Source organism: Phenylobacterium sp. FG114, assembly GCF_057809855.1.
In genome coordinates this window covers 21,700-36,036 of sequence record NZ_JBMDKU010000017.1, presented here as the reverse complement: position 1 = coordinate 36,036, position 14,337 = coordinate 21,700, and the positions used below count along the sequence as shown (strand labels likewise).

The window sequence follows — 14,337 nt, the reverse complement described above, 5'->3', positions numbered from 1 at the left end:
GCTTGCGGGCGCGGACGGTACCGAACAAGCTAGCGGAAGTGATAGGGGGAGCCCGCTTGCTTACCGACGCCGAGGCTCTGGCGCGCGACATCGTGGCGGCCGGCGCCCAGATCGGCCTGCCTTACGTCGCGGCGGCCAACGACATCTCCTCGACCGTCCCGCCCACCGGCGCGGATGGCCGGCCGTTCGCCGAGACCCTGTTCCGCTGGATCGACCCCGACCTGCGCTACTGGGAGGATCACGGCTTCGCCCTGCGCGCAGCCTTTATCCACGCCTCGCGGGCCTGTTCCGAGCCGTTCTACTTCGCGGGCGGGCGGTTCGCCTCCTGGCGGCCGAACCGTGCGCTGGACGCCATCACGGCGGAAGGCCCCATCGATACCTACGGCGTCGGCGCGGCGATCGTGGCGCCCGCGTACCTGCCCGGCGGCGTGATCGGCGCGGTCATCTGGGCCACCCCGGACGAAACTTTGGATGTGGCCCAGGCCTTCACCGCCCACGCCGCGACCCTGCACATCCTGGCGCTCCGATTCGTCGCCACCTACGAAGAGGCCATCGCTGGCTCGGACGAGACCCCGGCCAAGCTCACCCGCCGCGAGATCCAGTGCCTGAAGTGGGCGGCGGCCGGCAAAACTGACGCAGAAATCGGCGAGCTTGTGGCCATATCGCTGCCAACCGTGCGGTTCCATGTCACCAACGCCGCCCGCAAGCTTCGCGTCGCGGGCCGGTCGCAGGCGATCCAGCGCGCCGCCACCCTGGGCTATATCGGCTCGGCGGGGGCCGGTGCGGCGTCAGGTCCCGTGCGGACTCGCGCGGCGAGCGAGTAAGGTCCCTCCGTGGGAGATTCGTGAGAGGACGGGAGTATGCGTCCCCGAGTTTGGCGCGCGGCGGTGACGGTCGCGGCGCTGCTGTGCGTTGCGCTTCCCGATGCGCCGGCGATGGCCGCCGCGGCGGCCGCGGCCCCGCGCGCGCTCACCGCCCGCGAGACCGCCCAGTGGCAGGCTCTGGTCGTCCAGGCCGAGGTGGCCCGCGCCGCCGGCAAGTGGAGCGAGCTCGAGAAGGTCACCCGTCGTCGCGTCGCCATCGAACAGCGCGCTTACGGCCCGGACGCGTCCGTGACGGCGGTCTCGTGGTCGTGGATCGGCCAGGCCCTGGTCCGCCAGGGGCGCGACTCCGACGCCGAGCCGTTCTATCGCCGAGCGCTGGAGATCGACCGCAGGGTGCTCGGGCTGCGCGATCCCCAGACCCTGCTGGCCATATCGAACCTCGCAGGCCTGCTCGAACGGCGGGGCCGGTTCGCTGAAGCCGAGCCTTTGCGGCGCGACCTGCTCGCCGCCAGCCGCGCCACGTTCGGCCAGAAGAGCGTCGAGGCCGCCGCCGCCGCGGTTGCGCTCGCGGACGTGCTCCGCGCGCAGTCGAACCCGCGGGAGGCCGAGCCGCTCTACCGGCTGGCCGTCGAGGCCGACACCCAGGCGCTTGGCGAAAAGGCCCCCCAGCTCGCCGCCGACCTGGGAGGCTTGGCCGCCACCCTCGACGATCTCGGCCGGTTCGCGGAATCGGAGCCGTTGCACCGACGCTCGCTGGCGATCCGCCGCGAGGTGTTCGGCGAGCGCGACGCCGCCACGGCTCAGGCCTATGCGCGCATGGGCGCGAACCTGGAGGCCCAGGGGCGCCATACCGAAGCCGAGCCGTTGCTGCGTTTGGCCCTGGCCACCGACCGCGACGTGCGTGGCCCACGTCATCCCGCGACCGCAGCCGACGCGGCGGCCTTGGGTGCGAACCTGGACGCCCAGAAGCGGCCCGAGGAGGCCGAGCCGCTGCTCCGCGAGGCGTTGGCGGTGCGACGCCGATTGCTGGGCGAGAAGCACGCCGAGACCGGAGCCAGCTACGGCGCCCTGGGCGACAACCTCGTCGCGCGGGGCAAACGGCGCGAGGCCGAACGCCTGCATCGCCGCGCCCTGGACATCGTCCGCGCCGCCCGCGGCGAGGACGATCCTGCCACCGCCCAGGCTTACGCCGCGCTCGCTAGCGATCTTAACGCGCGCGGCCGCAACAGCGAGGCCGAACCCATGCTGAGCAAGGCGCTGGCGATCCGCCGCGCGACGCTCGGGGAACGCCATCCCCTGACGGCCGCGACGTACGACGCCTTGGCCGAGAACCAGCACCGCCTGGCCTCCAACGCCGGGGCCGAAGCCCTGTCTTCCAAGGCCGTCGCCATCGTCCGCGCCCGCCGCTCCGCCGACCTGAAGGCCGCCGGCTCGGACCCCGACGCCGCCATCCGCCGCGCCCGCGCCGATGCCGAGCCCCGTCCCGCCGCGGCCGAACCGATGTTCAAGCGCTACCTGCGCCTGGCCTGGCTGGCGTCCAGGGAACAGCCGAACCAGATGGGCCGCCTGCAGGATCAGGCCTTCACCGCCGCCCAGGACCTGGAGGTGTCGCCCGCCGCCCGCGCCCTGGCCCAGACCGCCGCCCGCGCCGCCTTTACCCGCAAGGCCGCCGCCGGCGACGCTCGCGTGCGCCAGGACCTCGCCGGCCAGGTCCGCCAGATCGAGGGTCAGCTCACCCGCGCCCTGCCGCAGGACGATCCGGCCAAGGCCGCGCGCGTCGGCGCCGCCCTCGACGCCGTGGGTCGCGAACTCGCCAGCCTCGACGCCCGCCTGCAGCGCGACAACCCGAACTATGCCGACACCATCTCTCCGCCCCCGCTGACGATCGCCGAGGCGCAGAAGCGCCTGAAGCCTGGCGAGGGCATGCTGTTCATCGTGCCCACCGGCGACGACATCCACGTCTTCGCGCTTTCGCGGACCAAGGTGAGCTGGAACCGGCTCGAGGGTCGGCAGACCGAGCTGGAGGGCCGCATCCGTGCGCTGCGTTGCCAGGTCGACGACGGCGCCTGCGGCGGCAAGGCGCGCCTCGATGGGCAGGTCGCGCCCTTCGACCTGCAGATCGCGTACAGCCTCTACCGCGACCTGATCGCGCCGGTGGAAAGCGCGCTGCCGGGCGTCGACCGCCTATTCGTCACCGCCTCGGGCGCGTTCGGCGGCCTGCCCCTGAGCCTGCTGCCGACCACCGCCCCGGTGGCCGGAAGGAGCAGCGCCCAGGCGCTACAGGCCACCCCCTGGCTGGCGGATCGCTATGCGCTGACCACCCTTCCGTCGGTCGCCAGCCTCAGGGCCACCGCCCCGTCCCGCCGGCCGGCGGCGCAGCGCTGGGCGTTCGTGGGTTATGGCGATCCCGCCATGGATACGCCGGTCCCCGCCCTGCGCGGCCTAGCGGACCCCACGGCGATCAACAGCGTCTTCGCCCCCATCCCCGGCACGGCGAAGGAGCTGCGCGCCATGGCCCGCACCCTTGGCGCGCCGGCGGCCAGCGTGCGGCTGGGCGGCAAGGCGACGGAAGCGTCGATCAAGACCTCGCCCGACCTCGCCAAGGCCGGCGTCATCGCCATCGCGACACACGGCCTTTTGTCCCACGAGATCAAAGGGCTGGACGAACCCGGGCTGGTCCTCAGCGCCCCAGCCAAGGCGACGCCCCAGGACGACGGCGTGCTGACGGCCACCGAGGCCGCGGCGCTGGATCTGTCCGCCGACTGGGTAATCCTGTCGGCCTGCAACACGGCCGGCAGCAACGGGACGCCCGGCGCCGACAGCCTGTCAGGCCTCGCCCGCGCCTTCCTCTATGCCGGAGCGCGGGCCCTGCTGGTCAGCCATTGGCGGGTTTTCGACGACGCGACCGCCGCGCTGACCGTCCAGACCCTGGCGATCCAGAAGGCGAACCCGGGCCTCTCGAAGGCTCAGGCCCTGCAGAAGGCCATGCACGTGGTCCGCACCGGCCGCCGCCCCGACGGGACCGCCCTGCCCGGCTGGCGGCCCGAGTGGGCCCATCCCGCCTACTGGGCGCCCTTCGTCGTGATCGCCGCGGACGCCTAGGGTCGTGACGGCCAGGCCTATGGCGTGAACCAGACCACTACGCCGACCAGACCGGCCAGGCTCACCCCCGTCAGGATCAGGCTGGTCCGGAGCCGGAAGCGCAGGCTGAAGAACAGCACATAGCCAATCACCGACAGCAGCAGGATGACGATCGCCGAGGCGTCGATCACCGCCTTCCACGCCCCGCCCGAATTCTTGCCCCGGTGCAGTTCGTTGATGGTGTCGATCAGCCGGGCGCGCTTCGTCTCCACCTCGGCCTTGCCGGTCGCCAGGTCCACGACCACGTCCGACGAGCCTTTGGGCCCTTCGAAGCGGAGTTGGGCCTCCTCGTCGATCACCTCGCCGCTCTGCCAGGCGCCGATCAGCGGGGTCTTGCGGCCCACGGCTTCTCCAAGCGCCTTCGCGGGGTCATTGGCGACCTTGGCAGTCGCGAGGTCGGCCGCGGCCAGGGTGACCGTCGTCTCCCTGGACGGCTGTTCCTTGTCGGTGGTCGTCCACTCTGGGTGGTTCAACAGCAGGCCGGTGATGGCGAAGAAGATCAGCGCGAGGAACGCGAAGGCCGACAGGTAGCCGTGCCAGGCGCGCGATTGCCGGTAGATCTCGACCTTCCAGTTGATGCGCCTCTTGGCAGCCTTGGGTTCGGCGTCGGCCTTCACTTACTTCGACTTCCCGTACCGGACCTGCGTCGCGCCCAGTTCGTCCTTGCCCGGCGCGGCTGCGGTGGCCGGCGCCGCGCCCAGCATCACCTGGATCGCCTGGTAGGCGTGACCGCCGTGCTCGCGGGCGGCCTCGACGTTGATCAGGTACTTGCCCTGCGCCACGCGCTTGCCGTTGGCGTCCGTCCCATCCCAGCCCACGGTGTACCTGCCGGGCGCCCGCGTGGGCTTGCCCACGGCCTCGACGATCCCCGGCTGCTTGCGCCCGACCCGGCGCCACCAAACGTAGTTGTCTTCCTGCCAGTCCTGGCGCGTGCCCTGCACCAGCAGCGTCTTGATCGGGTTCTTCTCCATGTCCGTGACCCAAACGATCACGAACGGCTTCTTGTAGTTGGCCGCCTCGATCTTCGGCAGGGTGTAGGCCACTTCCACCTGGAAGCCGGCCGGCAGCGGCGCGGCCGCCTGGCAGGCGTTCCAACCTGAGGTCTTCCAGGCCTGACCGTCCTCGATCACCATCGCCTCGATGCCCGGCGTCGCCTCGGCCAGCGCCAGGCCCGCATCCCGCGGCATGACGGCCAGGGCGGTGGACAGCGCGTCGGCGGTCGCGGCGTCGGCAGCCAGAACGGCGGCCTGGCGGGCGGGCGCGGGGGCGCCGGTCGCGGGATCGATCAGGTGCGAACGGGCCACGCCGTCGACCAGCCGGTCGCGCATCCCCGGACCGCTGACCGCCAGCGCGCGGTTCGAGACACGCACCACCTCGGCCGGCGCGGCGTTGTCGGCCAGGTTCGCCGGATCGGCCACGCCGATGCTCCAGGCACGGTCGCCGGAACAGGCGATGTCGCCGCCGATGTCGATCATCATCGCCCGTGCGCAGGGGGCGGCGCGGCGCGCGGCGGCCATCGCCGCGTCGATCACGTAGCCCTTGGCCAAGCCGTCCGGCGCGAAGCGCACATCGTCGGGCCGAAGCACCGTGCGCGTCGCCCGGTCCAGGCCCACGTCGGCGGCTTCGGCGCGGCCAGCAGCGGCGCAGATCGCCTCAGCCGACGACAGGCCTTCCGCCTCGCCCAGCCGACCACTGAACGCGCCGCCGGTCTTCGTCCGCCAGGCCTCGCAGGCCGACAGCACGGCGAAGAGGTCGGGAGACACCTTGCGCTCGGCCACGCGGTTCAGCGACGACAGCTCGCTGTCGTCGCGCCAGCCGCTCAGCACCCGGTCCAGCCGGGCGATCTCGCCTGTGGCGGCCGCGAAGGCGAACTCGGCCTCAGCGCGGCTGCCGGCTTCCACCGCCATGTCGAACGACGTGCCCAGCACGTGATCCAGATGGAACGACCAGGTCTGCGCGGGCGCCTCGCTCGGGGCCGAAACGCTGGCCAGGAGGGCGGACGCGGCGAGAAGCGACGACATTAGGGCTCCGGACTGAAGTGGCGGACGAGACCGCCCAAAAACCTGCTGCGGCCCTTGTATGTGCGAATAGTTCGCATTAGCAAGACATGGCTCAGGTGGAGGCGTGAAAATGCTGCGTGCAGCGGGTGTTATGGGCGTCGTCGGCGCCCTTCTGGTCGCCCAGGCGGCGACTGCGGCGCACATGCCGTACATCAAACCCACCACGTTCAGTCCCAAGCGCGACTTCGTCACCCTAGAGTCGGGGATGGCCGCCGACCAGTTCTTCGCCATGGACTTCCCGATCCGTGGCGAGGGCGACTATTGGGTCGTCGGGCCGAACGGCCAGGCGGTGAAGGCGGCATCCGCCACGAACCACAAGGAATTCTCGGTCGTCGAGGCCGCCCTGCCCGGCCCCGGCACCTATCGCATCACCACGGGCGAGCGTCCCGGCCGCACGGCCAAGTGGGCCAAGATCGAGGGCGAGTGGAAGATGGTCCGCCCGGCCGGCGGCAGTGGCGGCCGTGGGGTCGAGGAATCCGCAGTGCCGCCCGGCGCAGAGACGATGACCGCCGCCTCCTACCTGCGCGCTGAGACCTACGTCACCCGAGGGGCGCCGGACCGCGGCGCGGTCAAGCCGACGGGCCAGGGCTTCGAGGCCGAGCTCCTCACCCATCCCAATGAGATCTTCGCCGGCGACCCCCTCAAGCTGCGCTTCCTCAACGACGGCAAGCCGGTGGGCGACGTCGCCTACGCCGTCTATCGCGGCGGCGATTTCTACGAGGAGAAGCGCTACACGAACTCGGCCCGCGCGGGCGCGGACGGCGCGGTCTCGCTCAACATCGAAGACGCTGGCGTCTACGTCCTGGTCGCGACCTGGCCCGGCCGCGTCGCGGGCCAACCGATGGTCCCGGTCGCCAAGACCACCACCTACAGCCTGACGTTCGAAGTCTCGCGCTGAGCCCTGAATTCCTTCGGAGATTTTCCATCATGCGCCGCAACGCCCTGCTCGCCGGCATCATCGGCGGCCTCGCCCTCGCGGGCGCCGCCCAGGCGCATACGCCCTATCTCGCGCCGACGACGTTCGCGCCGGACCGGCCGTTCGTGACGGTCCAGGGCGCACTGTCCGAGACCAATTTCTTCGTCCCCGACTTCCCGATCCGCGGCCAGGGCGACTACTGGGCCACCGGCCCCTCGGGCGCGCCGGTGAAGGCAGACGGCGTGACTATGCTGAAGGAATACGCGGCGGTCGAATTCTCCCTGCCCGCCGACGGCACCTGGCGCCTTTCGACCGGCGAGCGCGCCGGCCGGCAAGCCAAGTGGGCTAGGGTCGACGGCGTCTGGAAGATGGTGCGTCCGTCCGGCGTGCCCGCTGGCGGCCCGGGCGGCGCCCGCGCGATCGAAGAGTCGGCGATCCCGGCCGGCGCCGAGACCATGACCTCGGTCAGCTACCTGCGCGCCGACACCTACGTCACCAAGGGCGCCCCCAGCCGCGGCGCGCTGAAGCCGACCGGCCAGGGCGTCGAGGTAGAGCCGGTCACCCACCCCAACGAAATCTTCGTCGGCGACGCCTTCAAGTTCCGCCTGCTGAACGACGGCAAGCCCCTCTCCGGCGTCGAGTTCCACATCGCCCGCGCCGGCGACATCTACGCCGAGAAGAAGTTCAGCCACGTGGCCAAGACCGCCGCCGACGGCGCCGGGGCGGTGACCTTCACCCAGCCCGGCGCCTATGTGTTGGAGGTCCACTACCCGATCCGCGCTGAGGGCGCCCGCGAGCCGGTGGCCAGGAGCAGCGTCTACACCCTGACCTTCGAGGTCACCCGCTAGAAGTAGCCGCCGCTCTCCATGTCCGCGATCAGGTCGGGGCCGGTCGGCGACCACCCCAGCCGCGAGCGCGTGAGCGCGCTGCTGGCCGGGATGTCGGCGCCCGCGAACATGGCGAACCAGCCGAAGTGCTCCACGGCCTTCTCAGGCGGAACACCGACGACCGGGACGCCAAGGCCGCGGCCGATGGCTTCGGCGATCGAGCGGAAGGCGACGCTCTCTTCCGCAATGGCGTGATAGGCGCTTGCGGTCGCGCCCTCCTCCAGGGCCAGTCGGAACACCTGCGCGGCATCCGTCCGGTGCGCCGCGGGCCAGCGGTTCGAGCCGTCGCCCACATGGGCCGAGACGCCGGCCTTGCGGGCGATGTCGATCAGGATCGGGACGAACCCGTGGTCGCCCCGGCCGTGCGTCGACGGCGGCAGCCGCACCACGGAGGCGCGCACGCCGCGCGCGGCGACCTCCGCGATCGCGGTCTCCGAGGCGCGCGGCCACTCGGGCGCCGGCGGCGGCGGGACGTCGCCCTCCGTGGCTAGCCGCCCCTGCGCCAAGCCGGCCAGGCCCGAGGTGGCCAGCAGCGGACGATCCGAGCCCTGCAGGACGGCGCCCAACGTCTCGATGGCCCGGCGATCCTCGGCGGCGTTGTCGGCGAACTTCGAGAAATCATGGTTGAAGGCCGTGTGGATCACGCCGTCCGCCCAGCCCGCGCCGCTTCGCAGGCTCTCGAGATCGGCTAGGTCGCCGCGATGGACCTGGGCGCCTGCCGCCGAAAGCGCCGTGGCTCCGGCCTCAGAGCGGGCAAGGCCGAGGACCTCATGGCCCGCGGCCAGCAGGTCCTTCACGACCGCCGATCCTACGAAGCCCGTTGCGCCGGTAACGAAAACACGCATGAGATATCTCCTGACACTCTGGTCAGGGACCTTCTCTCGCCGCCGCTATTACTGGTAAAGTTGTGATATTATAAGGGTATAATGACTAACAGGCTGGTCGACGCCGTGACCGACAACGCGCTGGGCGCCTATCTTCGGGATCGCCGCACCAGGCTGGATCCAGCCGCTTTTGGCCTCTCCGCAACGCGCCGGCGCACGCCGGGGCTGCGTCGCGAGGAGGTCGCCCAGCGGGCCAACATCAGCGCCACCTGGTACACTTGGCTGGAGCAGGGGCGAGGCGGCGCGCCGTCCGCCGACGTGCTGGACCGGATCGCCCGGGCGCTGCTGCTGACCGACGTCGAGCGCGAGCACCTGTTCCTGATCGGCCTCGGCCATCCGCCGGAGGTTCGCTACCAGTCGAGCGAGGGCGTGACGCCCCGGCTTCAGCGGTTGCTGGACGCTTTCGAACTGAGCCCTGCACTGGTCCGGACCGCCACCTGGGACGTGGTCGCCTGGAACCGGGCGGCGACGCTCGTCCTCTCCGATTACGGCGCGCTTCCCCCGGGGCGGCGGAACATCCTGCGCCTGATCTTCGGCGACCCCGCCGTGCGGGCGGCGCAGTACGACTGGGAGAACGTGGCGCGCTTCGTCGTCGCCGCCTTCCGGGCCGACGCCACGCGGGCCGGCGCGGCGGCGGAAGTGACCGCGCTGGTCGACGAACTCAGCCGCATGAGCCCCGAATTCCAGGCGCTCTGGCGCGAGAACGATGTGCGCACCTACGGCGAGGGCCTGAAGCGCCTGCGCCACCCGATCCTGGGCGAGGTCGCCTTCGAGTACTCCGCCTTCAGCGTCGACGGCCGCCCGGATCTGGGGATGGTGGTCTACAACCCCGCCACGGCCGCCGACGCCGACCGGATCCGCGCACATCTGAACACGCTTCCGCCGGTGGCGAAGGTCGCCTGACCCGCCGCTACCGCGGCTGCATCCGGATCGCGCCGTCCAGCCGGACGTCCTCGCCGTTGAAATAGCCGTTGGTGATCATCGTCTCGGCGAGCTGGGCATACTCCTCGGCCTGGCCCAGGCGCTTGGGGAACGGCACCGAGGCCGACAGCCCGGCCTTCACATGCTCAGCGGCGCGCGCCAGCAGCGGTGTGTCGAAGATGCCCGGCAGAATGGTGTTGATGCGGATCGCCTCGCTGGAAAGGTCGCGGGCGATGGTCAGGGTCATGCCGACGATGCCCGCCTTGGAAGCCGTGTAGGCCACCTGCCCGATCTGCCCGTCCTCGGCCGCGACCGAGGCGGTGTTCACGATGGCGCCGCGGTCGCCGTCGTCCAGCACCGGCAGGCTCAGCATCCCCGCCGCGCTCTTGGTGATGCAGCGGAACGTGCCGATCAGATTGATCTGGACGATGCGCTCGAAGTTCTCGAGCGGGTATTCCTTCACCGCACCGGTCTCCTTGTCGCGCGAGACCGTCTTGGCCCCGCCCCCGACGCCCGCGCAGTTCACCAGGATCCGCTCCTGGCCCTGGGCCGCGCGGGCCTTGGCGAAGGCCGCGTCGATCTCTTCGGTGGAAGTGACGTTGGCCTGGCAGAAGACGCCGCCGATCTCCTTGGCCAGGGCTTCCCCCAGGTCGGCGTTGAGGTCGAACAGGGCCACCTTCACGCCGTGGCCGGCCAGACGACGGGCCGTGGCCGCGCCCAGACCCGAGGCGCCGCCGGTGATGACGGCCGAGATGGTGTTGTCGAGTTTCATGGTCGCTCCGGAATGGCAGGCGCGACCAGTGCGCCGCCGCACGCAGCGTCAGGCAAGCCTCAGACCGCCAGCCCGAACTCCCGCATGGCCGGGGCGAAGTTGACGTTGTCGTGGTTGTCCCGCGTCAGCTTGATCAGCACGAACCGCTGCAGCTCGGTGAGCCGGCGCCACTCCCGCGCGGTCGGCGGCGGGACACCCACCGAACGCGCATAGTCCGTCACCACCGGCGGCGCCTCGCCGACCAGCTCCCAGAGTGCGGCGGTCGCCTCGGGCAGCAGCCTGGCGGCCTCCTTCGCGCGCAGGGCCACCAGCGCGACCAGGCGGTCGTGATAGGCGCAGACCTCGCAGGCCGACCCGCACGGCAGGTCCAGCAGCTCCTGCCTGTCCTCCCGCGTGAACCGGCTCCATTGGCGCAGCGAGAGCTTGATGCCGCTGCGATCCAGCTTGAGCCGCACCGCCATGGGAATGCAGCGCAGGGTCGCGACGAAGTCGTCCTCGAAGGCGAAGAGCTGGTTGTCGTTCATCACACGGCCTCGGCGAGCGGTTCCGCGGGACGCGCCGCGAACTCGGCCTGCGCGGTGACCTCACCGACGATCAGCACGACCGGCCCCGTCGGCGCCGCTGCGGCCAGCGCCCGGCCCAGGTCGCCTAAGGCGCCGGGAATGGCGCGGGCGTCCGGCCGGCCTGCGTTCTCCACGGCCAGCGCGGGCGTCAGCGGCGGGCGGCCGTGGGCGATCAACTGCTCAGCCGCCGCCGCCAGCCGGTCGCGGCCCATGTACAGCGCAAGCGTTGTCTGCGGATCGGCCGCGGCCGCCCAGCCGCCTTCGGTAAGGCCCGAGTCCTCGGTGGTGGCGGTGGCGACCAGCAGCCGGCGCGCCTCGCCGCGATGGGTCAGCGGGAAGCCGAACTGCGCCGCTGCCGCGCTCGCGGCGGTGACACCGGGCACGACCTCCGTCTCGATCCCGTGGGCGTGGAGGAAGGCGGCCTCCTCACCTACCCGACCGAACACCGAGGGGTCGCCGCCCTTCAGGCGCACGACATCAAGGCCCCGACGCGCGAGCCGCAGCATCAGGCGGTTGATGGTGTCCTGCTTCATGCTGGTCCGCCCGGCGCGCTTGCCGGTCTGGAGCTTCACGCAGGCGGCTGGCGCCAGCGCGACGACCTCGTCGGCGACCAGGGCGTCGTACAACAGCGCCTGCGCGCCCTCGACAGCCCGCAACGCCCGGACGGTCAGCAGGTCGGCGGCCCCCGGCCCCGCGCCCACCAGGCGCACCTTTCCTGGCTCACGCGGCATGGCGGACGTCTCCCTTGGCGGCGGCGATCAGGCGGGCGATCTCGGGACGGCACGAACCACAGCTGGTTCCGGCGCCGGTGGCCTCGCCCACGGCGTCGAGGCTGGCGCATCCTGTCGCGACGGCGGTCTCGATACGCCTGGCCCGTACGCCGCGGCAGGCGCAGACGATCGGGCTCGCGTCGACCGCCCGGCCCGGCTGGCGACCGATCAGCAACGCCGCGCGGTCGGCGGCGGTCAGCGCCTCGGCGGCGAACAGGTCGGCCAGCCAGTCGCGCGGCGGCAACACGCCCGCCGTCGTGAAGAAGATCACCCGCTCCAACCGATCGCCGTCGATCCAGGCCTCGCGCAGCCCGCCCGCGCCCGGATCCTCGTAGCGCAGGACGTCGCCGGCCTTCCGCGTCAGGGCTCTCTGCACGGCGGCCCGCTCGCGCTCGTCGCCGCGGCCGGCAAACTCGTGGAGCTGGCAGGCGGCATGCGGGATGCGCCGCCAGACGAGGTCGAGACCGGCCGGCGGCTTCCAGGCCTCGCGCGCCAGGAAGAAGCCGCGCCAGGTCTCGCGATAGGCCCGGACGCGGGCCGGCGTGTGCTTGAACTCGGGCTGCCCGGACCGCGGATCCACCTTGGGCGCGACCAGCGGATTGGCCCGGCCGGACGGCGCGAAGGCCTCGGTCCAGTGCATCGGCATGAACACCGAGCCTCGGCGCTGGCGGTCGGTCAGCCGGGCCAGCGCGACAGCCTCGCCGTGGGCGGTCTGCACACGGGTCAGGGCGCCTTCCCCGATGCCCAGCAGGCCAGCGTCGGCGGGGTGCATCTCCACATAGGGCTCCGGCGCGTGGCGACACAGTTCGGGCGCCAGGGCCGTCCGGGTCATGGTGTGCCACTGGTCGCGGACCCGGCCGGTGTTCAGCGCGAACGGGAAGGCGCCCGACGTCGCCTCGGCCGGACCCCGCGCGGCGACCGGGACCATCTGCGCGCGGCCATCCGCGGTCTGGTAGCGACCGTCGGTGAACAGCCGCGCCGTGCCGCCCGCCGCCGTCACCGGCCACTGGATGGGATCCAAGGCGTCGTAGGCGTCGGGCGTGATCGTCGCCATGGGCCCGAGGTTCAGGATCCGGCTTTCGTTCTCATAGGCCGTCAGGCGCGCCCACTCGCGGAACACCTGCGCCTGGGCGCGCCACCCGAAGGCCTCGGGAAAGCCCATCGCCGTCGCCACGTCGGCCACGATCCGCCAGTCTGCGCGCGCCTCGCCGGGCGGGTCGAACAGGCGCCGCTGACGGCTGATCCGGCGCTCGGAATTGGTGACCGTGCCGTCCTTCTCGCCCCAAGCCAGGGCCGGCAGCTTCACATGGGCGTACTGCAGGGTGTCGGTCTCGGCCATGCAGTCCGAGACGACGACGAAGGGGCACGCCTCCAGCGCCGCCTGCACGCGGGACGCATCGGGCAGGCTGACCGCCGGGTTGGTGGCCATGACCCAGATCGCCTTGACCCGCCCGTCGGCCACGGCGTCGAACATGTCGATGGCCTTGAGACCCGCGGCCGGCGCGATGGTGGGCGAGCCCCAGAACCGCTGGACCCGGGCGCGCGACGCGTCGTCGAAGTCCATGTGGCCGGCCAGGGTGGTGGCCATGCCGCCCGTCTCGCGCCCGCCCATGGCGTTGGGCTGGCCTGTGATCGAGAACGGGCAGGCGCCGGGCTTGCCGATCCGGCCGGTGGCCAGGTGGACGTTCAGGATCGCCGAACCCTTCGCGACCCCCTGGGCCGACTGGTTGGCGCCCATGGAAAACAGGCTGACCGTCCTCGGCGTCTCGGCGAACAGGCGGAAGAACGTCTCCAGGTCGGCCGGCGGGACGCCACAATCCGCGGCCACCGCGGCGAGCGACTGATCGGCCTGGGCGAGTTCCGCCTCGACCTCGGCGAAGCCCGCGACGTGGGCGCTGATATAGCTGCGACCGACGGCGCCGCGACGGATGAGATCGGCCAGCAGGCCGTTCCAGAGGCGAACGTCGGTCTGCGGCGCCAGCGCGAGATGCAGGTCGGCCGCCTCAGCCGTGTCGGTGCGCCGCGGATCGATCACCACGTGGCGTTGGCCTCGGGCCCGCGCCGTCTCCATGCGCCGGAACAGCACCGGGTGGGTCCAGGCGGCGTTATGGCCCGAGAAGACCACCAGGTCGGCGAGGTCCAGGTCTTCGTAACAGCCGGGGACCAGGTCGGCGCCGAACGCCAGCTTCTGCGCCATCACGGCCGAGGCCATGCAGAGCCGCGAGTTGGTGTCGATGTTCCCCGAGCCGATGAAGCCCTTCATCAGCTTGTTGGCCGCGTAGTAGTCCTCGGTGAGGAGCTGGCCCGAGACGTAGAAGGCGACCGAGTCCGGGCCGTGGCGGGCGATGGTCTCCGCGAACCTGGAGGCCACCCGCTGGGTCGCCTCGTTCCACGAGACCCGCCGGTTGCCGATCATCGGGTGCAGCAGCCGGCCCTCCAGCCCCACCGTCTTGCCCAGCGCCGTTCCCTTCGAGCACAGCCGGCCCAGGTTGGCGGGGTGGTCGGGGTCGCCCCGGACCTCCAGCGCACGCCCCTCGGCCGCCGCGCTGACGCCGCAGCCGACACCGCAGTAGGGGCATGCGGTGCGGACGCTCATGGC

General features: G+C 71.8%; 12 protein-coding genes. 5 read left to right on the top strand and 7 right to left on the bottom strand.

Annotation, left to right across the window (positions count from 1 at the left end):
- Window positions 1–56: 56 nt before the first annotated feature.
- Window positions 57–824: a helix-turn-helix transcriptional regulator gene (locus ACODSY_RS22985; RefSeq protein WP_488954231.1), complete on the top strand. Its 768-nt coding sequence runs from the start codon at window positions 57–59 to the stop codon at window positions 822–824.
- A gap of 36 nt (window positions 825–860) precedes the next feature.
- Window positions 861–3,926, top strand: coding sequence for a CHAT domain-containing tetratricopeptide repeat protein (locus tag ACODSY_RS22980; RefSeq protein ID WP_488954230.1), 3,066 nt, complete (start codon window positions 861–863; stop codon window positions 3,924–3,926).
- 17 nt (window positions 3,927–3,943) lie between these two features.
- Here the strand turns inward: ACODSY_RS22980 and ACODSY_RS22975 are convergent, their stop codons facing one another.
- Window positions 3,944–4,582 (bottom strand): PepSY-associated TM helix domain-containing protein, encoded by a 639-nt coding sequence (locus ACODSY_RS22975; protein WP_488954229.1) that lies wholly within the window; start codon window positions 4,580–4,582, stop codon window positions 3,944–3,946.
- Window positions 4,583–5,986 (bottom strand): DUF2271 domain-containing protein, encoded by a 1,404-nt coding sequence (locus tag ACODSY_RS22970; RefSeq protein ID WP_488954228.1) that lies wholly within the window; start codon window positions 5,984–5,986, stop codon window positions 4,583–4,585.
- 109 nt (window positions 5,987–6,095) lie between these two features.
- On the opposite strand from ACODSY_RS22970, the gene ACODSY_RS22965 reads away from it, so the two are divergent.
- Together ACODSY_RS22965 and ACODSY_RS22960 are read left to right on the top strand one after the other, a co-directional pair.
- Window positions 6,096–6,923 (top strand): DUF4198 domain-containing protein, encoded by an 828-nt coding sequence (locus tag ACODSY_RS22965; protein ID WP_488954227.1) that lies wholly within the window; start codon window positions 6,096–6,098, stop codon window positions 6,921–6,923.
- 29 nt (window positions 6,924–6,952) lie between these two features.
- Entirely contained in the window at window positions 6,953–7,789 is an 837-nt protein-coding gene (locus ACODSY_RS22960) for a DUF4198 domain-containing protein (RefSeq protein ID WP_488954226.1), read from the top strand.
- Here the strand turns inward: ACODSY_RS22960 and ACODSY_RS22955 are convergent.
- A complete protein-coding gene (locus ACODSY_RS22955; protein ID WP_488954225.1) occupies window positions 7,786–8,673 on the bottom strand; it encodes an SDR family oxidoreductase in 888 nt (295 codons plus the stop codon). The genes ACODSY_RS22960 and ACODSY_RS22955 overlap by 4 nt on opposite strands.
- 81 nt (window positions 8,674–8,754) lie before the next feature.
- On the opposite strand from ACODSY_RS22955, the gene ACODSY_RS22950 reads away from it, so the two are divergent.
- Window positions 8,755–9,615 carry a helix-turn-helix transcriptional regulator gene (locus ACODSY_RS22950; protein WP_488954224.1) on the top strand — a complete coding sequence of 287 codons (861 nt, stop codon included), beginning with the start codon at window positions 8,755–8,757 and terminating at the stop codon, window positions 9,613–9,615.
- 7 nt (window positions 9,616–9,622) lie between these two features.
- Here the strand turns inward: ACODSY_RS22950 and ACODSY_RS22945 are convergent, their stop codons facing one another.
- From ACODSY_RS22945 to ACODSY_RS22930, 4 genes are read right to left on the bottom strand one after another with little or no spacing between them, the layout of a single operon-like run.
- Window positions 9,623–10,405: an SDR family NAD(P)-dependent oxidoreductase gene (locus ACODSY_RS22945; protein WP_488954223.1), complete on the bottom strand. Its 783-nt coding sequence runs from the start codon at window positions 10,403–10,405 to the stop codon at window positions 9,623–9,625.
- 59 nt (window positions 10,406–10,464) lie between these two features.
- Complete coding sequence (locus ACODSY_RS22940) at window positions 10,465–10,929, bottom strand: nitrate reductase associated protein (RefSeq protein ID WP_488954222.1); 465 nt, start codon at window positions 10,927–10,929, stop codon at window positions 10,465–10,467.
- On the bottom strand, window positions 10,929–11,699 hold the full coding sequence (gene cobA, locus ACODSY_RS22935) for a uroporphyrinogen-III C-methyltransferase (RefSeq protein ID WP_488954221.1): 771 nt from the start codon (window positions 11,697–11,699) through the stop codon (window positions 10,929–10,931). Before cobA ends, ACODSY_RS22940 begins: the two co-directional genes overlap by 1 nt.
- Window positions 11,689–14,334 (bottom strand): nitrate reductase, encoded by a 2,646-nt coding sequence (locus ACODSY_RS22930; RefSeq protein ID WP_488954220.1) that lies wholly within the window; start codon window positions 14,332–14,334, stop codon window positions 11,689–11,691. The genes cobA and ACODSY_RS22930 overlap by 11 nt, the downstream gene beginning before the upstream one ends.
- Window positions 14,335–14,337: the final 3 nt, after the last annotated feature.

Coding starts and splice junctions, on each gene's coding strand:
- ACODSY_RS22980 (WP_488954230.1), top strand. CDS start 861: ATGCGTCCCCGAGTTTGGCGCGCGGCGGTGACGGTCGCGGCGCTGCTG.
- ACODSY_RS22970 (WP_488954228.1), bottom strand. CDS start 5,986: ATGTCGTCGCTTCTCGCCGCGTCCGCCCTCCTGGCCAGCGTTTCGGCC.
- ACODSY_RS22965 (WP_488954227.1), top strand. CDS start 6,096: ATGCTGCGTGCAGCGGGTGTTATGGGCGTCGTCGGCGCCCTTCTGGTC.
- ACODSY_RS22960 (WP_488954226.1), top strand. CDS start 6,953: ATGCGCCGCAACGCCCTGCTCGCCGGCATCATCGGCGGCCTCGCCCTC.
- ACODSY_RS22955 (WP_488954225.1), bottom strand. CDS start 8,673: ATGCGTGTTTTCGTTACCGGCGCAACGGGCTTCGTAGGATCGGCGGTC.
- ACODSY_RS22950 (WP_488954224.1), top strand. CDS start 8,755: ATGACTAACAGGCTGGTCGACGCCGTGACCGACAACGCGCTGGGCGCC.
- ACODSY_RS22945 (WP_488954223.1), bottom strand. CDS start 10,405: ATGAAACTCGACAACACCATCTCGGCCGTCATCACCGGCGGCGCCTCG.
- ACODSY_RS22940 (WP_488954222.1), bottom strand. CDS start 10,929: ATGAACGACAACCAGCTCTTCGCCTTCGAGGACGACTTCGTCGCGACC.
- cobA (WP_488954221.1), bottom strand. CDS start 11,699: ATGCCGCGTGAGCCAGGAAAGGTGCGCCTGGTGGGCGCGGGGCCGGGG.
- ACODSY_RS22930 (WP_488954220.1), bottom strand. CDS start 14,334: ATGAGCGTCCGCACCGCATGCCCCTACTGCGGTGTCGGCTGCGGCGTC.